General features: G+C 43.6%; 17 protein-coding genes. 13 read left to right on the plus strand and 4 right to left on the minus strand.

The annotated features are described in order from the left end of the window. Positions 1-346 precede the first annotated feature (346 nt). The 3 genes from P8O70_07660 to P8O70_07670 all read right to left on the minus strand — a co-directional run bounded on the left by P8O70_07660 (position 347) and on the right by P8O70_07670 (position 3,550). On the minus strand, positions 347-1,195 hold the full coding sequence (locus tag P8O70_07660) for a carbohydrate ABC transporter permease (protein MDG2196755.1): 849 nt from the start codon (positions 1,193-1,195) through the stop codon (positions 347-349). Further along, positions 1,188-2,063 carry a sugar ABC transporter permease gene (locus P8O70_07665; protein ID MDG2196756.1) on the minus strand — a complete coding sequence of 292 codons (876 nt, stop codon included), beginning with the start codon at positions 2,061-2,063 and terminating at the stop codon, positions 1,188-1,190. Before P8O70_07665 ends, P8O70_07660 begins: the two co-directional genes overlap by 8 nt. A gap of 62 nt (positions 2,064-2,125) precedes the next feature. Continuing rightward, positions 2,126-3,550, minus strand: a complete 1,425-nt coding sequence (locus P8O70_07670) for an extracellular solute-binding protein (protein ID MDG2196757.1) — start codon at positions 3,548-3,550, stop codon at positions 2,126-2,128. Positions 3,551-4,076: 526 nt separating this feature from the next. On the opposite strand from P8O70_07670, the gene P8O70_07675 reads away from it, so the two are divergent. The 12 genes from P8O70_07675 (at position 4,077) to P8O70_07730 (ending at position 18,069) form a co-directional block, all read left to right on the plus strand. Next, positions 4,077-5,036, plus strand: a complete 960-nt coding sequence (locus P8O70_07675; protein MDG2196758.1) for a sugar-binding transcriptional regulator — start codon at positions 4,077-4,079, stop codon at positions 5,034-5,036. A gap of 27 nt (positions 5,037-5,063) precedes the next feature. Further along, positions 5,064-6,542 carry an FGGY-family carbohydrate kinase gene (locus P8O70_07680; GenBank protein MDG2196759.1) on the plus strand — a complete coding sequence of 493 codons (1,479 nt, stop codon included), beginning with the start codon at positions 5,064-5,066 and terminating at the stop codon, positions 6,540-6,542. Between the two features lie 120 nt (positions 6,543-6,662). Further along, a complete protein-coding gene (locus P8O70_07685) occupies positions 6,663-8,102 on the plus strand; it encodes an extracellular solute-binding protein (GenBank protein MDG2196760.1) in 1,440 nt (479 codons plus the stop codon). 101 nt (positions 8,103-8,203) lie between these two features. Beyond that, positions 8,204-9,127 (plus strand): sugar ABC transporter permease, encoded by a 924-nt coding sequence (locus P8O70_07690; GenBank protein MDG2196761.1) that lies wholly within the window; start codon positions 8,204-8,206, stop codon positions 9,125-9,127. 9 nt (positions 9,128-9,136) lie between these two features. Next, positions 9,137-9,994 (plus strand): carbohydrate ABC transporter permease, encoded by an 858-nt coding sequence (locus P8O70_07695; protein MDG2196762.1) that lies wholly within the window; start codon positions 9,137-9,139, stop codon positions 9,992-9,994. Positions 9,995-9,996: 2 nt separating this feature from the next. After that, positions 9,997-11,085 (plus strand): ABC transporter ATP-binding protein, encoded by a 1,089-nt coding sequence (locus tag P8O70_07700; GenBank protein MDG2196763.1) that lies wholly within the window; start codon positions 9,997-9,999, stop codon positions 11,083-11,085. A gap of 30 nt (positions 11,086-11,115) precedes the next feature. Next, complete coding sequence (locus tag P8O70_07705) at positions 11,116-12,246, plus strand: ABC transporter ATP-binding protein (GenBank protein ID MDG2196764.1); 1,131 nt, start codon at positions 11,116-11,118, stop codon at positions 12,244-12,246. Continuing rightward, a complete protein-coding gene (locus P8O70_07710; GenBank protein ID MDG2196765.1) occupies positions 12,246-13,781 on the plus strand; it encodes a carbohydrate kinase in 1,536 nt (511 codons plus the stop codon). The genes P8O70_07705 and P8O70_07710 overlap by 1 nt, the downstream gene beginning before the upstream one ends. Positions 13,782-13,830: 49 nt before the next feature. After that, complete coding sequence (locus P8O70_07715; protein ID MDG2196766.1) at positions 13,831-14,835, plus strand: 2-hydroxyacid dehydrogenase; 1,005 nt, start codon at positions 13,831-13,833, stop codon at positions 14,833-14,835. A gap of 27 nt (positions 14,836-14,862) precedes the next feature. Continuing rightward, complete coding sequence (locus P8O70_07720; GenBank protein ID MDG2196767.1) at positions 14,863-15,912, plus strand: class II aldolase/adducin family protein; 1,050 nt, start codon at positions 14,863-14,865, stop codon at positions 15,910-15,912. A gap of 24 nt (positions 15,913-15,936) precedes the next feature. After that, positions 15,937-17,223, plus strand: a complete 1,287-nt coding sequence (locus P8O70_07725) for an FGGY-family carbohydrate kinase (GenBank protein ID MDG2196768.1) — start codon at positions 15,937-15,939, stop codon at positions 17,221-17,223. Positions 17,224-17,226: 3 nt separating this feature from the next. Then, a complete protein-coding gene (locus P8O70_07730) occupies positions 17,227-18,069 on the plus strand; it encodes a TIGR01459 family HAD-type hydrolase (GenBank protein MDG2196769.1) in 843 nt (280 codons plus the stop codon). A gap of 211 nt (positions 18,070-18,280) precedes the next feature. On the opposite strand, the gene solA is transcribed toward P8O70_07730, so the two are convergent. Continuing rightward, positions 18,281-19,411: an N-methyl-L-tryptophan oxidase gene (gene solA, locus P8O70_07735; GenBank protein MDG2196770.1), complete on the minus strand. Its 1,131-nt coding sequence runs from the start codon at positions 19,409-19,411 to the stop codon at positions 18,281-18,283. Between the two features lie 355 nt (positions 19,412-19,766). On the opposite strand from solA, the gene P8O70_07740 reads away from it, so the two are divergent. Next, positions 19,767-20,930 carry an ABC transporter substrate-binding protein gene (locus tag P8O70_07740; GenBank protein ID MDG2196771.1) on the plus strand — a complete coding sequence of 388 codons (1,164 nt, stop codon included), beginning with the start codon at positions 19,767-19,769 and terminating at the stop codon, positions 20,928-20,930. Positions 20,931-20,968 lie beyond the last annotated feature (38 nt).

Consider the following 20,968-nt stretch of genomic DNA (forward strand, 5'->3'; position numbering starts at 1 on the left):
TAAAAAAATATTGATTCTGATCTGGTATATTTACAGCAATCTTTTTTTAATTAGTATTCAGAAATTTTGAAGCAAAGGAGGCAGATTGAAATGACAACAAAAACTGGATTAAATTTATTAAAGTAGATTTAAGTTCACAGCCAAATCAAAATTAGAATGAAATTATTTAACCTCTGATTATAATGTAAATTCCAAGTATAAAACCCAAAGTCATCGAAACTTCAATAGCAGCAAGTTCCTCTACAAATCGCATCCAAAGAAATTGAATTCCAATAAAAGTGATGACAGCGATAAACAGCCTATCAAACCAGTTATTTTTTATAGGGAGAAACCCTTTTTTCATAAGTTATCCTTTCACTGCCCCGAAGGTTAAACCAGATACGATATGACGCTGCACAAGACTAATAAAGACCAAAGCAGGGAGCATTGAAACAAAACCTACTGCAGCCATGGCACCCCAATTCGTACCAGTAGTGGTGACAAACTCAGCCAGCCCTGTAGGTATTGTGCGGGCATATACACTAGTCAAGGTTGCAGCCAATAAGTATTCATTCCAGGCAAAAATCCAGCTCAATAATGCTGTAATTGCAATTCCTGGTGCTGCTTGGGGAATAATGATTCTAAATATGATTGTAAAATAATTACCACCATCGATTAAAACAGCCTCATCTAATTCTCTTGGTATTCCGTCAAATATACCTTTCAGTAACCAGATAGCAAAAGGGAGATTGAAAACACAATAAAGTAGAATCAATCCTAATTTTGTATCAAATAAACTCACATCATCATAACGAAAAACAATAGAGAACAGCAGAAAAAGAGGTAGCAGGAAAGCGGCAGGAGGTGCCATCCTATTTGTCATCGTCCAGAAGAAAATATTCTCTGAGGCTGCCAACTTCCATCTCGATAGTGCATATGTCGCCATAATGGCTAGAATGGTAACCAGTATAGCATTACAAGATGCAACTATGATTGAGTTCCACAAGTATTCTGCATAGACTCCATCAACAAAAGGCTTTGTGAAATTTTTCCAATAAATTTTTTCAAAAAAAGTTGGTGAAAAATCTGGTTTTCCAAATAGTTCAACAGGACTTCTAGTTGAAACAACGAACATCCAATAAATTGGAATTATCGTAATCATCGAAAGAATGCTCCAAATGATAAATTTTACTAACTTTTTCAAATTTTTAATCATTATTCTGTTTTGAAGTCATAACTACGTAAAGTAACCAACAAATCACAATTGTTATATAAAGTAGAAATATCGACATTGCAGAACCATAGCCATAGAATCGACTTTCAAACACTGACCTCCAGATATGAATTCCAGCTAGTCGAGTTTCTACACCAGGACCTCCACTCGTTAACATCCAGATCTCATCAACTGCCTTCAGAGAATCCATTAACCTGATGAAGACTACAACGAGTAGCACGGGTACCATCATAGGAAGAGTGAGATGAAAGAAAATTTGAATTCCATTAGCCCCATCCATTTTAGCTGATTCATATGGGTCTTTTGGCAAAGCACTCAATCCTGCTAATAGCGTCAAAGTAACAAACGGTGTCCAATGCCATATGTCCATAAACACAATCATCCAGAATGCCTGATCCGCGTCTCTCCCATAATTAAAAGAGTACCCGAACCATTCTTTCAAGAAATGAGGGAATGGGCCGAAGCCTGAAACTGTAAACAGCTTGAAGATCGATCCAACAACGATGGGAGCTACTACTAAGGGGAGGGTATGAACGATTCTAAATAAAGGTCTGAACGGGAAACTTTCTCTCAAAGATAAGGCTAATAAAAATCCAATTATGAATTCAAAAAAAAGTGTGGTGAAGGCGTATTTAATTGATCGCCAGACACTCAACAAAAAATCTTCATCGAAAACTAATTTTCTAAAATTATCCCCTGCAATAAAAGTCATTTCATCTGACTTTCCTAAGGGATTCCAATTATAGAAACTTACGATTAAAACATAAATAAATGGTAGTAACCCAACAATCAGTAGAATGACGATTGTGGGTGAAAGGAGATACCAAGGAATTCTTTTAGAACCAACCACGATTTAGTGAGTTTACATTGTTTGTTTTAAATGGGGCTGATTGGTAATCAGCCCCAGAAAAGTTACTCCGCGTATTCCAATTCTTTCATAAGCTCGTCCACTGCTGCTGCTGCTTGATCCAGAGCCTCTTCTGGAGTCAACTCACCGGCAAGTGCTTTGAAAATGAATGGATCAATTGCGGCTCGACCTGCTCCATGAAATGGATAGGGAGGAGCACCTGCGAAAAGATAACCAGTATCTCTCATCAAAGTGAAATAAGCATCTGCCTTTGCATCAACTGCTACAACTTTTGGATCAGAATATGTTGCTTTATGGGTAATTCTACCTCCAGCAATTGCCCAATCAGCTTGCACTTCATTTTGCCCAAGATATTGCAGCCAAAGCATAGTTGCTTCTTTGTTCTTAGAAGAATGCGGAATTCCAAAAGCTCCACCATCGAAATAACCGATGTAGCCATTCCCGGAAGCAGCTTGCATCATTACACCCTCAGCAGTTGGTGGAAGGGCAACCCCAACATTACCTACGACACGAGATCTCTCTTCATCTGTCGCAATCCAGGCAGCATTTTCGCCATATACCCATCCTTGTGCAGCTCGTCCTGCAGCGAAAGATGCGCCCACTTCACTCCATGTACTTTGAAGCGCTTCTGGTGGAGCAAAATCAAGCAATCCAGTCCAGAATCTTAGAGCAGCTTTTGCTCGTCCACCGTTCAATTGGCCACCATTTTCAACAGACGCCTGGTAGTTGTCCATGTTGATTCCCCAATTGTAAACTCCAAAGCTTGGGAAGATGGTTTCCAACAGTTCATAGGTTGAGGCAGGGTGTCCAGTATGACCCTGAACAGTGGTTCCCCAGCAGTCCATACCTTGATCAGCGCAGAACTTTGTAAAAAATTCAGCATTGTCTCGGTATTGACCAAAAGTTTTAGCTGGTTCTAAGCCATATCCATAGCGAGCTCGGAAGGCTGCCCTGGCTTCTGCATTCTCGAAAAGGTCTTTTCTGTAAAGATAAACCTTGATGAAGGCTTCCATCGGTACCCCAAAAACATCTCCCTTTCCGTTTTTGAAGTAATTGATAAATGTTGTGAAATCATCAAAGTCTACATTTGGCGCTTGCAGCTTCGGGTTTGCCGCTAAACCTTCAGAAATATTTACCAAGAAATCCCGATCCAAGTAGGAATAAATGATGTCTTGTTCAATATATACGAAATCATAGATACCTGTATTGGCCTCCATATCTTTGATGGCCTTATCATACATTTGATCCCATGATGTTGTTTCAAGCCTTACTTTGATACCGGTCAATTTCTCGAAATCCTTGGCCAGGACCTCTGAAACAAATTGCCCAGGAGGAGTATTTTCAGTAACACCTTGAAGAGTTACACCTTTATAGGGTTGGCCAGCAGATTTCCAAAATGCATCATGGCCACCTGCAACTGCAGTAAGCGCTGTGACCGATGCAAATACTGATAGAAACAGCTTTTTCATCTAAATCTCCTGATGAAAATCATCATTAATAACAGAGTTATTCTCTGTTTGGTTTGTTTAAGATAGGAATCAAGAACACCAACTGGTGTTCAATTCTGTCAGGGTGTCCATTCCCTTTACAAGGGGACCTCAAATCAAAAACATATCCCCCACATGCATTCTCCACTGCAGACAGAAGAAGTGCTACTTTGGTCAAGTCTACCAAAGCAGGCATATCGAGTTTCTAACCTAATTAATTTTAGGTTTCCAACAATTCTTAGGTACTCATATGAAAGATTAATCTCAAAAATCATCAAATAATTACTTTAAGGCGCTTTTAATAATTATTCACCACTGGAATTGTTTTTTATAAACTAAAGATGAATAACAGCTTAAAATGTTTTTTAATTGTCAAATGTCAACTAATTCTGAATATTGTCAATTACAACTTGACTGTCAGTAAGATTAAATGTCAAATCCAAAAAAAAGTAAGAAACTTCTTCTCAAAAATCTGAATCTGAGCAGTACTTAGCAGTTCCTCACAAATATGAATGTAAAATTGCGCAGAAAGGATAGTCCTCCAGAATTCCAAGATGTAGTTACTTGGGCTGCTTGGCTTTATTACATTGATCAAATGACACAGATTGATGTTGCCAAGGTTCTAGGGGTTTCCAGGGCTTCGGTTGTAAATTATCTTCAAGAAGCTCGTGACCGAGGTCTCGTATCAATCCAGTTCGATCAAAAGTCGATCTCAGAAACTGTCATTTCCAAATCGCTCCAAGCGAAATACGGTCTTGCTGGCTGTGTAGTTATTCCAAAGACCGTCGAGGAATCGAAATTATCCGAAAGACTGGGAGTAGCGGCTGCAAGGGTCTTATTCAGCATGTTGAATTCCAACGATGTAATCTCTGTAGCTTGGGGAAAGACTGTTCTCGCAGCGGCCCAAGCTATTCCCCGAAGCCAATTGGATAACCTCACAGTAGTTCAAGTCGTTGGTAGTTTTCATTCGACAGTCGAATTCTCCCCAGAATTTTGTACATCTGTGCTTGCCAACCGGCTTAACGCCCTCTGTATGAATTTTCTAGCTCCAGCAATTCTTTCCTCGAAACACCTTAAAGATGAATTATTGAAAGAAGAGGTTCTTGTTAACCAGTTCAAGACTATCAAATCTTCACGAATTATCATTTTCGGAATTGGAGAGCTAGATCCCCAAAGCACAGTCGTTAGAACAGGCTTTCTGAAGGCAACTGAGCGTGAAAAATATCTTGCGCAGGGAGCAATTGGGACAATTCTCGGTAGAATGCTCAACGAGCAGGGCCAGCAGATTTACACAGAAATAGATGATCGGATGATCGGAGTATCACTCGATGAAATCAAAAACATTCCTTGTCGATTAGCTGTGGCAGGAGGTTCCCAAAAAGTGGAGGTTGTGCGAGCAACTCTGAAAGGACAATATCCAACCCACTTGGTCACAGACTATGAAACTGCAAATGCACTACTTAGTTGATTCAAAGTCACGGGATGGGGAATGAACATGACGGAGAGATTTGTCATTGGGATTGACAGTTCTACTCAATCGACAAAAGCGATCGTTTGGAATGAGACGGGCCAGCCAATCTCTGAGGGTAGGGCACCGATCAGTATGAAAATGCCTCAACCAGGTCACGCTGAGCAGGATCCTCATGAATGGTGGGATTCTTTTAAAATTGCTTTGCGGCAAGCACTTGAAAATATTGACCCAAAGAGAGTAGAAGGTCTCTCTATTTCTAATCAAAGAGAAACCGTAGCTTTTCTGGATCAGGATGGAACTAGTTTACATGACGCAATGGTTTGGCTGGATGAAAGGGCTGCTAACGAGGTTAGTGGTTTGTGTGAGGTTCTTGGAGGAGAACAAATTCACAAAATTTCAGGTAAACCAATTGACCCCACCCCTGTGTTGTATCGGCTGAAGTGGTTGAGCAAAAACAAACCTGAAGTTCTTGCGAAGACACATCGAATCCTTGATGTGCAAGGTTACCTTGTATTTCGTTTGACAGGAACCGCCAAAACTAGTTGGACAAGCGCCGATCCTTTTGGAACTTTCGACATCCATAAAAAAGGCTGGTCCAGCACTTTGCTTGATCAGGTTGGTGTAAGCGCAGATCAGTTTCCCGAAGCACTCTGCCCTGGTGCAGAGATTGGGAAGATCTCAGAAAAAATCGCCTCAGAATTCAACTTACCAAAGAACCTAAAAGTATTTGCAGGTGGAGGAGATGGTCAATGTGCAGGGCTTGGTGTAAATGCCATTGCAGGGGGGCGTGCTTACCTGAATCTTGGGACAGCTATTATCGTGGGAGCTTCATCTAAGGATCTGCGCTTAAGTAATTTCTGGCGAACTCACATTTCCCCTACCGGTGAGGGCTATTTCTTGGAATCTGTTCAGAGGGCTGGCGCTTTTTTTGTCAACTGGTTTTTAGAATGCCTTGGGACCGGGGAGCGCACTGGAGAAATTTTCTCTAGGCTTGAAGGACAAGCCTCTAAAATTGACATTGGTTCTGAAGGAGTTCTCGTTCAGACTCACCTCTCTGGATGCATGGATCCTCATTGGGATCCCTCTTCAACCGGGGCATTTTTGGGTCTAAGAACTCATCACACACAAGCACATCTGTATCGAGCTTCCCTCGAAGCGCTAACACTAGAATCAGCCCGTGCCATTCAGAAAATGGCTGGTGAGGGGGTTGAACTAAAAAAGATCAATGGGATTGGGGGTGGGGCCCAAAGTCCTCTGTGGATTAAGATGATCGCCGATGCAACCCAACTCCCTGTTCAAAGAAGCCTTTCCAATGAAGCTTCCGCCTTGGGGGCTGGAATTTCAGCTGCTGTGGGTGCAGGTTGGTTTGCAAATTTTGAAGAGGCTGCAGCTGCAATGACAAATGAGGCAGAGCAGATCGAGCCTGATCAAAATGTTGCTGATAAATGGCAAGAGTTGTCAATGAGACAGTCCCAAATCTATATGATGACAAAAACATTTTAGACTTAATATGCAGTAAGTCTAAATAATCTTTGTGTGGATTGAGATGTCTACACATTGCGCCAAAGAATCAGAGGATTCTTTGGATTCCTATGTCCCAAAACCACTTCGTGGAGATTAATTATGAGTGACAAAGCAAAGACCCTGTTCGAAGCCTACGCCACTGGCAAAATGAGTCGGCGTGAATTGTTGACCAAGATCGCACAATTGGGTGTAGCCTTTGGCGCAGCAAACCTCATGTTGAACAAAGCTTCCACAGACCTGCTTGCTGCAGATTTCAATTGGAAAGCTCACCAAGGGAAAAGCTTGAAGCTCCTTTTGAACAAGCACCCTTACGTAGATGCGATGATTGCAAACCTGGAAAATTTCAAAAGTTTGACAGGGATGAACATCACATATGATGTGTTTCCAGAAGACGTTTATTTCGACAAGGTAACAGCCGCTCTATCTTCCAGATCAAGTGAGTATGACGCCTTCATGACAGGTGCTTACATGACATGGACATACGGTCCAGCTGGTTGGATTGAGGATCTAAATGCTTGGATCAAGGATTCATCTAAGACGGCGCCAAACTATAACTGGGAAGACATGCTTCCAGGCTTGAGAGCATCAACTGCTTGGAATGGAGTCCCTGGAGGTGAGTTAGGTTCAGCAGATGCCAAACAATGGTGTTTGCCTTGGGGATACGAATTGAACAACGTTGCCTACAACCGCAACATGTTCAAAAAAGCCGGGGTTGAGCCGCCCAAGAACATGGAAGACATGGTGAACGTGGCAGCGAAACTTCAAAGAGACCTAGGTGGGCCCTACGGAATTGGGGTTCGTGGTTCACGTTCTTGGGCAACCATTCACCCAGGTTTCCTCTCCGCTTACGCAAACTTCGGCCAGAAAGACTTCACTTTCAGTGGTGGCAAGCTGAAAGCGGCGATGAATACCAAGGCTTCCAAAGATTTCCATGAACTTTGGGTCAAGATGATTCAGGATTCTGGAGCGAAAAACTGGTCAACGCATACATGGTATCAAGTTGGAACAGATCTTGGTGCTGGTGCTTCGGCCATGATCTTTGACGCTGATATTCTCGGATATTTCATGAATGGAGGTGACAACAAGGAAGCTGGCAATATTGGTTACGCTCCCTTTGCTGCTAATCCAAATGCTTCTGCTCCAACTCCAAACGTATGGATTTGGTCTTTGGCAATGTCTAGTTTCTCAAAACAGAAAGATGCCGCCTGGTACTTCATTCAGTGGGCCTCTTCTGCAGATCATGGAATGTTTGGTGCGAGAAAGATGGACTTCGTGAACCCTGTGCGTCAGTCCGTTTGGGATGATTCTGACTTCAGAAGCCGCATCAACGAGTCTTACCCTGGTTATCTCAACCAACATGACTTGTCAGCTCCTGGGGCAAAAATCTACTTCACAGCTCAACCACTGTTCTTTGACCTTACAACACAATGGGCAGAGACTCTCCAAAAGATGGTCGCCAAATCTGTTCCAGTCGATGAAGGTCTGGATCAACTAGCTTCCGGCATTGATCGTCAGCTGAGAGATGCAGGTCTAGGTTAATTCGATTAGGAGCTTATTGCTTAATAGCTTCAATTGAATCGGTGGTGCTCTGGTAACAGGGCACCAAATTTTAACTCTATTGGTCCTCGTCGAAGGGAAACATGTCCTCGACAAGTTCAGCGCTTGTTGCTCCAAAAAGTGGGCGCTTACGGAAAAAAATTTTACCTTATCTGCTCAGTTTACCGGCACTATTGGTCTGCATAGGGATTTTGATCCCATTTTTTACTGCAGTCTATTATTCAATGATGCGATTCCGGCTGAACCTACCTTACCTGAAGGGGTTCATCTGGTTTGACAACTACATCAATTTTCTTTCAGACCCAGCGTTCTGGAACACTGTCCAGATTTCTCTCTTATATGCCTTCCTAACTGTTGGCTTAGAATTACTCCTCGGACTTGGTATAGCGGTTCTGCTTCAACAGCCTAGTAAATTTAATAACATTGTCTCCGTTCTTCTACTTCTTCCATTGATGACTGCACCAGCTTTAGCGTCATTAATGTGGAAACTGATGACCAATCCAAATTTTGGGATACTAAGCTATCTCGTTAGTTTACTTGGATTTAGTGATTTTAAATGGGCCTCAGATCCCTCTACAGCGTTACTGACCGTTGTGTTGGTGGATATTTGGGTTTACACCCCATTCATCATGATTCTTTTGCTTGCTGGCTTACGTTCCCTGCCAAAACAGCCATTTGAGGCTGCAGCATTGGATGGAGTCCCACAAAGCTTCATCTTCTTCCGCATTACCTTGCCAATGCTGATGCCATATCTATTGACAGCGACACTGTTTCGATTACTCGAATCCATTCAACAGTTTGATATTATCTATTCGATGACTCAGGGTGGACCTGGGGATCAACTGATGGTTTTTCAAGTACAAGCATACCTAGAATTCTTCCAGTACACTAATGTTGGTCGTTCGACAGCTCTATTGATGGTCTTGTGGGCTATCACGTTTGCACTTTCAAATGTTTTCATTAAACATTGGCTCCGCCTGCGAGAGCGAACCCATGGAAATGGATAGGAGTCGAAAATGAACCAACTTTCTAAATCTCAGAGAGTCTTCCGAGGCATCCTCCTAGGTCTTGTGATCCTCTTTTTCATGTTCCCAATATTCTGGATCTTCTTGATGTCATTTCAGACTAATGAACAGATCCTGAGAATTCCTCCGTCAATTTTCTTTGAACCAACGCTTATCAATTACCAAGCGCTGATCACCGGGAGACTTGAAACACAGGCAGGTAATCTTGACATCGCTTTCATGGAAAATCTTTGGAACAGTGTATTTTTATCGTCATCAGCGGTTTTACTTTCACTTGTCCTCGGAGTTCCAGCAGCATATGCATTTGCACGCTACCGCTTTAGACTAGGTGAAGACATCGCATTCACGATTCTCTCTTTTCGTTTTGCCCCTCCGTTGTTGGTTTTGCTACCACTAACGCTGTATTTCGAGGATATTGGTTTATCCAATACCTATACAGGACTGATCTGGGTCTATCAGTTGATCTCGTTACCACTTATTCTTTGGATTGTACGTGGATATTTTGAGGATATTAGCCCAGATATTGAGAGCGCATACAGGTTAGCAGGTCATTCTTGGTTACAGACATTTTTGAAAATTTCGATTCCCTTGGCTCGTCCTGGAATTGCTGCTGCGGGATTATTGTCCTTCATTTTTGCGTGGAACAATTTTGTATTCGCTCTCGTTTTAGCTTCTGCTGATAAACAGCCCGTAACGGTGGGAGCATTGGCCTTCGTGACGGCTTCGGGAATTCAGTACGGACAGATCGCTGCAGGGATTGTGTTATCGGTAACTCCCACTTTGTTGTTGGCCTTGTACGCTCAAAGATACTTGGTAGAGGGCCTATCTCTGGGGGCGGTAAAAGGTTAATCATGGCAACATTGCAATTAGATCGAGTTACTAAGAAATTCAAAACGGATGTAGTTCTTGATCAAGTTTCTTTTGAAGCTGAATCAGGAGAGACTCTTGTAATTTTTGGTCCCTCTGGAAGCGGCAAAACTGTCTTATTGAGAGTCATTGCTGGAGTTTACGAGCCTGAGGAAGGCAAAGTCGTACTACAAGGTCATGATATGACGGATGTTGCTCCTGAGCATCGTGAAGTTGGGATGGCGTTCCAAAATTTTGCACTCTTTCCCCACTTTTCTGCCCGAGAGAATATCGCTAGCCCCCTAACAGCCCTTGGAAAAAGCGACACCCAAATTGAAGAGCAAGTACAATCAATTGCAAAACTTCTCAAAATTGAACACGTTCTTGAACACTTACCAAGAGCACTTTCAAACGGGCAAAAGCAAAGGACTGCTCTAGCAAGGGCATTGGTTGCAGCACCCAAGACTGTACTCTTGGATGATCCGCTCAGAAACGTGGATGCTAAGCTACGGTTTGAGATGCGTTTGGAGCTGCCTCGTCTGCTTCGAAGATTTGGTTCAACCGTTCTTTACGTGACTCAGGATTATCGGGAGGCGATGGCACTTGCTGACAGAATTGCCGTGCTTGTTGGAGGAAAAATCGCTCAATTTGATACACCCGAATCAATTTATCTTCGACCATCTTCAATTGAGGTTGCAAAGCTCTTTGGAGAACCAGCCATCAACATTTTACGTGGTCAAGTCAATGAACAGGCCAATAGAGTATCTGTCAACCAAAACCAGTTCATCCTTCCAAAAGGGTTTCATGACAAGGCTGGAAAAATCTGTGATATCAGTATCCGACCTGAATCCATAAAATTATTTCGAGAAAAGCGTGTTGGAACAACTTCTTACGAGGTGATCACCATCACCCCACTCAATGAACGATCAGTTGTCCTTTTAAGAAGTCAGGAAGGCTTGGAACTATTAGCCACCTACCCAGCAGAAGAACAGACAGCGAAGATAGGTGATGCCTTCTGGGGAATGGTAGTCCCTGAGGATCTGTTGCTCTTCGAAACAGAAACTGGTCAAAGATGTTTACCCGAGCAAAATTAAAAATTTTATTCCATTTAGTTGGAGATTTTCGTGCCTGAAGTCCAGTTGAGTCTGAACTCCGTTGACAAGACTTATTACAGTAAGAAGATTGAGGCAGCAGTTCGAGCTGTGAAAAATCTTTCACTACAGATTAGCAAAGGTGAAATCGTTGCCCTCCTAGGTTCATCTGGATGTGGGAAGACATCAACATTGCGAATGATTGCAGGATTCGAGGATGTTACAGGGGGAACAATTGAACTCTCTAATCGTGAAATCCACCAGTTGCCACCTGCTAAACGAAACGTAGCAATGGCGTTTGAGGGTTACTCTTTATACCCTCCACTGACTGTGAGAGACAACATAGCTTTCGCCCTTAAAGCCGAGCGTATCTCGCGGTTAGAATCAGATGCTAAGGTCATGGAGATGGCGAAATTTCTAGAGATCGAAGAAATTTTGGAAAGATACCCCTCCTCGATTTCTGCAGGCCAGCAACAGCGCGCTAGTCTGGCCAGAGCTTTGGTTCGTAAAGCAGATTTGTATCTACTGGATGAACCTATGGGGCAACTCGAACCACAGCTTCGTTCAGTTTTGCGGGTTCGTCTGAAGCAGTACCTACAAGCACATCAGATGACTACCGTACTCGTTACTCATGATCAAACCGAGGCTAATGCCCTTGCTGACCGCATTGCTGTAATGGAAGATGGCGAACTGCAACAGTTTGAAACACCAACAAAGCTCAAGCATAGGCCCGCGAACATTTATGTTGGAACTTTCATCGGGGAACCACCGATGAACACATTTGCCGCTGAGGTGAATCCGGTCGGTAAGGGTTTTCAGTTTCAATTGGAAGAGACAGGGGAACTCCTTGATTATCAAGCTGTTGATTTTCAGCAGAATTTGCGTGACCAATTGATTCAACATAAAAGAGTCATGCTCGGTCTTAGACCACATGCTGTCAAATTGGGAAAGGGAGCTTTGAAGGCACAGGTAATTTCCAATCAATGGCTTGGAGACCAATCACACATTGCAGCAGAATTTGCAAATAGGATCATAGTTGCCGTTTCTCACCAAAGAGAAGAATTCCAATTGGATGAGAATGTTCCTTTTCACCTGGAGGCTTCAGATCTTCACTTCTTTAATGCAGAAAACGGAAACACTATAGCCCACAGTCTGGAGATGTAATTATGGATCTTCTTCTGGGAATTGACGCAGGTACTTCTGTGATTAAGGTTGTTGCCTTTGATCTAAAGGGTAATCAAATTGCGGTAGCAGCCAAAGCAAATCACTATGAAATGCTCTCAAACGGAGGGGTTGAGCAGGAACTTGATCGAACTTGGAAAGACACCCTTGAAGTCATTCGCCAGATCCTAGAAAAACTAGATGGGCATCAAATCGTTGGTATTGCAGTAACAGGTCAGGGTTCTGGAACTTGGTTAATTGATGAGAATGGAAGCCCTGTTGGACGAGGTTGGTTATGGCTAGATGCAAGGGCTGCAGACCTGGTCGAGAGCTACAGTGAGTCCTCCAACGCTAGAAGACGTTTTGAGTTGACAGGTACTGGGCTAGCTGCCTGTGATCAGGGGCCTCAATTACTGTGGATAAAAAAACACCAACCAGAGATTCTTCAAGAGAGCACGACAGTATTCCATTGCAAGGATTGGCTTTATTTTAATCTGACTGGTGTCAGAGCTACCGATCCCTCAGAGAGCGTCTTCAGTTGTGGCAATTTTCGAAATCGAGATTTTTCCGATGAAGTCATCGAACTGCTGGGACTGACTGAACAGAAAGCTTTGTTTCCCAACGTAGTTGACGGAACCAAAAACTCCCACCCACTTTCAGAAAATGTAGCTAAACTTTGCGGTCTGCAATCCGGTATCCCAGTTGTGTTGGGATATGTAGATGTAATCTGTACAGCTCTTGGCTCTGGCCTCTACGACCCAGGCTATCAAACAGGATGTACGATCATCGGTTCAACTGGTATGCACATGCGCTATGTTGATTCCGTAGATGAGATCAAACTCAATCAGGATTCAACCGGCTACACGATGGTTTTTCCTGTTGACGGGACTTACAGTCAAATGCAGTCGAACATGGCTGCGACGCTCAACATTGATTGGATGTTGGACCTCGCAATTGATGTTTTGAAATTTCAGGGCATTCAAAAAAATCGCTCGGATCTTCTCAAAGATTTGGATCAACACATCCTTGATGCCTCTCCGGCAGAATTTCTTTACCATCCCTACATATCACAAGCTGGTGAAAGAGGACCTTTTATCAATGCGAACGCAAGAGCCAGCTTCATTGGACTTTCATCGAAGCACGGCTATTTTGATATGTTGCGAGGGGTCTATGAAGGACTTTCTTTCGCAGCAAGGGACTGTTACGAGGCAGCAGGGGGAGTACCCGCCGAAGTTAGACTCTCAGGCGGGGCCGCTCGCAGCAAAGCCCTAAGAAAGATCATGGGATCAGTCTTGAAGACTCGTTTTCGTACAGCTGAAAGAGGAGAAGCAGGTGCTTCAGGTGTAGCAATGATGGCTGCAGTATGTTTAGGAATTTACCCTGACATGGCCGCATGCGTAAGAGATTGGGTTCATCCATATCTGAGCGAAGCTGAAGAATATGATGCCTCACAAGGGCAAATTTATGATTCACTTTATCCTATTTACGTTGAAGCACGCCAAGCTTATCTTCCGCTTTGGAAATCATTAAAAAATTAAGGAGAATTCCTTGGAACCAAAAAAAATTGCCATCATCGGTGATCGGTTCATGAAGACAGAAATCTTTAGGGAACACCTCGAAAAAACTTGTGGAAACAATCATCTTTTTAAGGAACTTGAGTTGCCTTGGCCCGATGAGCCGATGGAGCACGGTTACGAAAAACCAGGAATGGCAGGCCTTAAAGAATATATGGGTAATCCCGATGAAATCGTCAGCTTCATTGGTGATTCGGAAATTGTTGTGGACCATCTTGCTCCTTTCTCAGCAGAGATGTTTGACAGATTGAAGACCCTTCGTCTCATTGCTGTCTCACGTGGGGGTCCAGTAAATATTGATATGGAAGCCGCTCACAAGTCCAACGTCAAAGTGGTCAATGTTCCAGGCAGGAATGCGAGCGCTGTTGCAGAGTTCACGATTGGTGCAATCTTAGCCGAAACAAGGCTGATCCGCTTGGGCCATGAATCTCTTAGAAAAGGAACCTGGCGCGGTGATCTTTATCGGGCTGACGTCACTGGCAGAGAACTCTCACAGATGACCGTTGGATTGATTGGCTATGGTCATATCGGAACAAAGGTTGTGAAACTTCTTCAGCCCTTTGGATGCCAAATCCTGGTCTGTGATCCATATGTCGAGTTGAGTTCGGACGACAAAGAGAATGGTGTGCAACAGGTCGATTTAGATACTTTACTTAAGAAATCGGATGTCATCAGTTTGCACTCGAGAGTGACAAAGGAAACAACTGGTTTCATCAATCGAGAAGTATTCCAGAAGATGAAGAAAGATGCTTACTTCATCAACACAGCTCGTGGACCGATGGTGGATTACCAGGCTTTAACTGATGCACTCACCAGCGGTCATCTCCGGGGAGCTATGCTAGAAACTTTTGGAGTAGAGCCAGTTCCTCTAGATTGGCCATTGCTAAAACTTGATAACGTAACACTGACACCTCATATCGCTGGCGCTTCCCTACGGACAGTAGAGTATGCCGCTGAACAGGCTGCACAAGAAGTTCAACGGTTTCTTTCCGGTGAATCCCCTCTAAATCCTTGTTAAAATCTCCAATAAATAGTTATTATTTTCATGAATGATTCAACATTTAATTTTTCAAAAAGTTTAGAATTTCAGCAATTTTGTGAACTCTCCGCTGAGATCGGAAGAAATCCATTATTGGTACAGGGAGCAGGAGGAAATACATCTATTAAAGAAGACGGACTACTTTGGGTGAAAGCATCCGGGACCTGGTTATCAGAAGCGACAGAAAAAAAGACCATGGTTGCTGTAGATCTTGTCAAGTTACAGCAAGCAATGGCGCAGAATGACGAGCGGGTGGAAAAGCCTCAATATTTTAAAGCAGACCCCACAGAATCCCTTCGTCCATCAATTGAGACGGTAGTTCACGCCTCATTAAATCACCGGGTTGTGCTCCATGTTCACTGTGTGGAAACAATCTCTTGGGCTGTCCTTGAAAATGCTGAAAAGCTCTTAGTTACTCCCTTGGAAGGCCTCGACTGGGTTTTCATTCCTTACAGAAGGCCCGGATTACCACTGGCTCGTGAGATACAATCAAAGATCACGGAGAAGACGAATGTTTTGATTCTTGGAAATCATGGGCTGGTCGTAGCTGCCGATTCAATTAAAGAGGCGCATGCCCTTTTGTTGGAAGTACACCAAAGGCTTAGGCGCGCTAGAAGAGAAGTTACCATTCCAAAGTCTAATTTTGCTCTTCCAGCAGAATCCAACTATCGAGATGCTGAATTCTTTGCCCAAGGAATAGCCCACGACAATATTTCTCTGGAAAAGGTAGAAAAGGGTTCGCTTTACCCTGATCACGTCATTTTTCTGGGCTCAGGTGTACAACTTCTGAATTCGAGTTCAACTCTAGACCAGTTTGAGCAGAATCAACATGAAAGCCTTCCCAAAGCCTTGATCGTCCCTGATCAAACCGTGTTGGTAAACAAGCAAGCCCCTCGTGGCACCGATGAAATGTTATTGTCTCTGACAGAAGTTGCAGCTCGGTTACAACCCAACGATAGAGTTCAAAAATTGACTTTCAATGATGAAGCAGCACTTCTGAATTGGGATGCTGAGAAGTATCGACAGGAACTGGCTCGACGAAATGCCTCGGCTTGATCTCATTCAACAAATCTAACTTAGATGACATTCTCACAAGAATCTGTCCTGGTCCTCGGAATTGACATCGGCACTTCAGGAGTGCGAGCAGTTTTGATGAATTCAACATTTGATGTGGTGGCTCAACGTTCCAGCCTTATGTCAGATTTCGGTTCTAATCACCGAAACCCTACTGTTTGGTGGAAGTCCTTGGAATCTGCTCTAGAGCACTTGCGGATAGAAGCACATGAACAATGGAGTCAGGTTGCTGGAATATCTGTCGATGGGACATCTGGGACGATGTTGGCGCTCAACAATAAGCTGGAACCCATTGGCGATGCTCTGATGTATAACGACCCCGTCAAAGATCCTGATGTTCTTGAGCAGATTCGTCAGTATGCTCCAAGGGAAAGTGCTGCACATGGTGCCACTTCTGGATTGGCAAAGTTGATGAAGCTTCAAGAACTTAATGGATGTCACCGAGTGCTTCACCAAGCGGACTGGGTACTTGGAAAATTTATTGGCGAATACCGATGGAGTGATGAGAACAACTCTTTAAAAACAGGGTATGATCCCATCCATAGAGAATGGCCAAATTGGATCTCCCACACAAAAGCGCAGCGTGAGTTACTTCCAGATCCACAAGAACCTGGTCAAGTCACGGGTGAGATTGACCAAAAGATTGCGGAACGCTTTGGGCTTTCGAAAGACCTCAAAATCATTTCAGGGACTACGGATGGTTGTGCTGCTTTCTTAGCAACAGGTGCATCCGAAATTGGGGATGGAGTCACTTCACTTGGTTCGACTTTAGTTGTGAAAATTCTAAGTGATCAACCAGTGTTTGCACCTGAATATGGCATCTACAGTCATCGAATTGGGGATCAGTGGTTACCCGGTGGAGCCTCAAATACGGGTGGCAACGTGCTCACTCATTTTTTTTCAGATGAGGAACTACTTAAACTTTCCAAAAATATTGACCCTGAGACAACAGTTGATCTTGATTACTATCCCTTGCTTAAACCCGGAGAGAGATTTCCAATCAATGATCCCACCTTCCCACCCCGCTTAGAGCCAAGGCATCCCAATGACCAAACTTTCCTCCATGGTCTGTTATTAGGAATGAGCGCAGTGGAAGCGTTGGCCTACAATTGTTTAAATGAACTAGGAGGCCCAGTCTTGAAGTCACTTCGTACAGTTGGAGGTGGTTCAAAGAATTCCGTTTGGACGGCTCTTCGCCAAAAACAAATCCCCATTCCAATGCGGAATGTTGCCTCTGATCAAGCTGCTGCAGGAGCCGCTCGACTTGCCTTGAAGGGCTTACTTAGTATCTAAGCCATGCTGAATATCCCCTTCACCCAACTCGAAGAGCTTTCCCACAGATATGAAACCTTCCTGCTGGATCAATATGGAGTGCTACACGATGGCAAATCTGTTTTTAAAGGAGTCATCGAAGCTCTTCAGAACCTCCAAGCAGCTCAAAAAACAGTAATTCTTCTCTCCAATTCAGCGAAAAGAGCGGAGAAAAATTATCAGCGCATGGAACAGCTAGGGCTACATAGAGAGTTCTTTCAGGGTGTCGTTACTTCTGGGGAGGTAGGACACTATCTATTTACCAGAGGATTGTCTGAGCTTGGGCTCGAAGATGGATCAAGATGTTGGGTGTTAGCTCGAGATGAAGACCGATCTCCTCTTTTAGGTTCAACGCTCACGGAAGTAGCTGCTCCGGAAGATGCAGACGTGTTGATTCTAAGTGGTAGTCGTGGAGAGGTAGAATCTTGGGAGAAAGCCATCAAGAAATTGGAGATTCCTCTGTCCAAAAATCTACCATGTGTTTGCCTGAATCCTGACAAGTGGATGCTCACGCCACAAGGTCTAGCCTATGGAGCTGGCAAAATTGCAGAATACTACGAATCAGCAGGTGGTAAAGTCATCTGGATCGGTAAGCCGTACAAGGAAATGTATAGATTTGCTGAGAGAGAGTATTCGTTTGAAAAGATGCAAGCTGTCGCCATAGGGGATTCAATCGAGCACGATATCCAGGGTGCAAAAAAATTTGGAATTGCTGGAGCCTGGGTACGTGATGGAATTCTGAGGGATGCAGCTGATCAGGAAATCAACGCTGAGATTCAAAAACATGAAGCCCAGCCTGATTTCCAGATGAATAGTTTTAGTTGGTAATAAAAACTGCTTTTAACCTTTTACTGACTTATCAACAAATTTGCATTGAAGTAAAGTGATAGCAGGAATTCAGCTGTTATTTCCCTTCCAACTCAGAAATTTTATGATTTTTAAATATATTTTTTCAAAGAAAACATCAGTATAAAAATACTATTCAGTAACTGATTAGCCAATGCAGAGCAATTTGAAAATCAAGAAACTCCAAAACTCTTCAGTTTCGGAATCTTGTTGGAGAAAAAAGGCTAATTGGATGTTCTGTTGACTGCTGAATTGCCAGATCTGACATAACCTCTCCAATCACGCTCGCAAACTTGAATCCATGTCCTGAAAAACCAGCTGCAAAGGACACCTGAGGATATTCCGGATGCAACCCAATCACGAAGTGTTCATCTGGAGTGTTTGTGTAAAGACAGGTAGCTGTTCTCAAAGGAGTGCTGGTCAACTTATTTAGTCTGACTGTCGCTTGTCTAATCTGCTCGATCTCTTCAGGTCTTACGGTTCTGTCAACTCGGTCTGGATCGCACTCAGGGCCCACCCTAAAGTATGCCACCTTTGCCCCACCATCAGGTCCATCAATCGCTGGAAATCCATAAAACTGCTCAATAACACTTGGTTCCCAAATATAGATTGGCATTCTCCCTAACTGCCACTGATCCATATTTTCAACATCAAACCAAAATAAAGTGAGACGTTTGACTTCCATGGGGATTTCCAATTCTGCCAACAGCTTTGGATTCCAGGAACCCCCCGAGATAACTAATCTATTTGCCCGATAAGTCCCTTTATCTGTGACGACTTGAACCCCATCTCCATCTGGCCTCCATGACAAGAACTGTTCTCCAAAACGCATATCTCCACCAGATTGCTCTGCCAGTTTGTTATGGGTCGCACAGCTTCTTTCAGGCCTGACAAAACCAGCTCTCTCTTCAAACAGAGCAATTTCATCTTCTTTTAAGATGAACTGTGGGAAGCGTTCTCTCATGTCCTGATAACTGAGAATTTGATGGCCAAGATTCCATTTCTGGGCAGATCTGAGGGCTCCAGCCACCGTCTTCGAGTCACTTGGACCAATCATCAATCCTCCAGTCTCAGTGAAAAGATCCTCGTCTGAAGCCATTTCAGCTTCTTTCCATAATTCATAAGCCCTTTTCAAAAGTGGTACATAGGCAGGATCCTCAAAATAAGCCAAACGAATAATCCGACTATCTCCATGACTGGACCCCTGATCATGGGAGGGTGAAAAACGCTCAATACCTAGTACTGAGTGCCCTTTCTTAGCCAATTGCCAGGCAGTGGCGCTGCCCATTCCACCTAAACCAGTAACAATGACATCATAGACCATAGGAACCTTTCTCAAATTTTTAAGAGGGAATTCAAAATGGAAATTCAAATAAATTGATTCTGTTGCGCACACCGATAGAAGGCTGCATTCGAAACATCAAAATAATTCTTTGACTTGATGAATTCTTGTTCCCACGCTGCTAGGCTTCTGACTTGGATAAAAGCAATAAAACGTACTTTATAGACCTTTTCAGTAAATCCGTGTAATAAAGGTGATTCACAAGTGACTTGTAGGCAGCAAGTTGGGAACTAATAATTAGTTTTGAACAGATCCTTCAGGTTCTTGAATTCTCAATATGTCGGCTTTTCAAGAGGGAAAAATGAAGAGAACGAATTTTTTCAAGAAAGTTGCGTTGATGATGGCGGGAAGCTTAATCCTTCCAGCTGTTGCATTTGCAGACATCAAGATGGGAATCATTCTTGGCTTTACAGGTCCCATTGAATCATTGACACCTGACATGGCTGGCTCAGCAGAAGTTGCCTTCAAAGAGGCCTCTGATTCCGGCAATCTGCTAGGTGGTGAAAAAATTGTGGTTGTGAGAGCTGATTCTACTTGCATAGATAATGCTGCTGCTACTGCAGCGGCTGAGAGACTGGTGACTTCTGAAAAAGTTGCAGCAATTATGGGTGCAGATTGTTCGGGTGTTACGACAGCAATCGCGAACAATGTTGCCGTTCCAAACGGTGTTCCGATGATCTCCCCTTCGGCCACTTCTCCTGCTCTGACAACCATTGAAGACAACGGTTACTTCTTCAGGACGGCTCCCTCTGATGCCCGGCAAGGTCAACTTTTAGCAGAAATAACTATGGCCCGTGGTATTAAGCAACTTGCTGTAACGTACGTAAACAGTGACTATGGTAAAGGTCTTTCTGACTCCTTTGGAAATGCTTACAAAGCTCTTGGTGGAGAAATTACAATCAGCGTACCTCACGAAACTGGAAAGGCAGATTACTCAGCTGAGGTTGCCTCTATGGATTCCGCAGGTGGTGATGCTATGGCAGTCTTCGGTTATGTTGACCAAGGAGGACCCGGAATAATGCAAGCCTCTCTTGATAGTGGCTCCTTCGATCGATTTATTCTTGCAGACGGCATGTATGGAGATGCTCTACATACCAACGTAGATGGAGATCTGACAGGATCTTTTGGAACAGTACCAGGGACTTCTTCAAATGGTGCAGATATTTTCAAGAAGATTGCGGCTGATGCGGGCTTGAATGCGGGTGGACCCTACACCGGTGAATCATACGATGCAGCAGCACTCCTTGTTTTAGCAATGCAGAGAGCCAGATCAACAAACGGTGAATCCATTGCGGATAATTTGTTGGCAGTTGCGAATGCTCCTGGGACAAAGATTCTCCCAGGTGAATTAGCAAAAGGGCTGAGTATTCTGAATAGTGGCGGGCCAATTGATTATGTTGGGGCTACAAACGTAGAATTGGATGGTGTAGGTGAGACATTCGGTTCGTTCCGCGAATTCGAAATTGCTGACAAAGCATTCAAAACCGTTCGATTCCGCTGATTCATTTCAAAAAGACTGGCCCCAAGTGGGCTGGTCCC

Source organism: SAR324 cluster bacterium, assembly GCA_029245725.1.
Taxonomy (GTDB): Bacteria; SAR324; SAR324; order SAR324; family NAC60-12; genus JCVI-SCAAA005.

What these genes read in the sequence shown, in the direction of transcription:
- P8O70_07690 (MDG2196761.1), top strand. Translation starts at nt 8,204, where the DNA reads ATGTCCTCGACAAGTTCAGCGCTTGTTGCTCCAAAAAGTGGGCGCTTA.
- solA (MDG2196770.1), bottom strand. Translation starts at nt 19,411, where the DNA reads ATGGTCTATGATGTCATTGTTACTGGTTTAGGTGGAATGGGCAGCGCC.
- P8O70_07670 (MDG2196757.1), bottom strand. Translation starts at nt 3,550, where the DNA reads ATGAAAAAGCTGTTTCTATCAGTATTTGCATCGGTCACAGCGCTTACT.
- P8O70_07680 (MDG2196759.1), top strand. Translation starts at nt 5,064, where the DNA reads ATGACGGAGAGATTTGTCATTGGGATTGACAGTTCTACTCAATCGACA.
- P8O70_07730 (MDG2196769.1), top strand. Translation starts at nt 17,227, where the DNA reads ATGCTGAATATCCCCTTCACCCAACTCGAAGAGCTTTCCCACAGATAT.
- P8O70_07720 (MDG2196767.1), top strand. Translation starts at nt 14,863, where the DNA reads ATGAATGATTCAACATTTAATTTTTCAAAAAGTTTAGAATTTCAGCAA.
- P8O70_07695 (MDG2196762.1), top strand. Translation starts at nt 9,137, where the DNA reads ATGAACCAACTTTCTAAATCTCAGAGAGTCTTCCGAGGCATCCTCCTA.
- P8O70_07685 (MDG2196760.1), top strand. Translation starts at nt 6,663, where the DNA reads ATGAGTGACAAAGCAAAGACCCTGTTCGAAGCCTACGCCACTGGCAAA.
- P8O70_07715 (MDG2196766.1), top strand. Translation starts at nt 13,831, where the DNA reads ATGAAGACAGAAATCTTTAGGGAACACCTCGAAAAAACTTGTGGAAAC.
- P8O70_07675 (MDG2196758.1), top strand. Translation starts at nt 4,077, where the DNA reads ATGAATGTAAAATTGCGCAGAAAGGATAGTCCTCCAGAATTCCAAGAT.
- P8O70_07725 (MDG2196768.1), top strand. Translation starts at nt 15,937, where the DNA reads ATGACATTCTCACAAGAATCTGTCCTGGTCCTCGGAATTGACATCGGC.
- P8O70_07700 (MDG2196763.1), top strand. Translation starts at nt 9,997, where the DNA reads ATGGCAACATTGCAATTAGATCGAGTTACTAAGAAATTCAAAACGGAT.
- P8O70_07660 (MDG2196755.1), bottom strand. Translation starts at nt 1,195, where the DNA reads ATGATTAAAAATTTGAAAAAGTTAGTAAAATTTATCATTTGGAGCATT.
- P8O70_07740 (MDG2196771.1), top strand. Translation starts at nt 19,767, where the DNA reads ATGATGGCGGGAAGCTTAATCCTTCCAGCTGTTGCATTTGCAGACATC.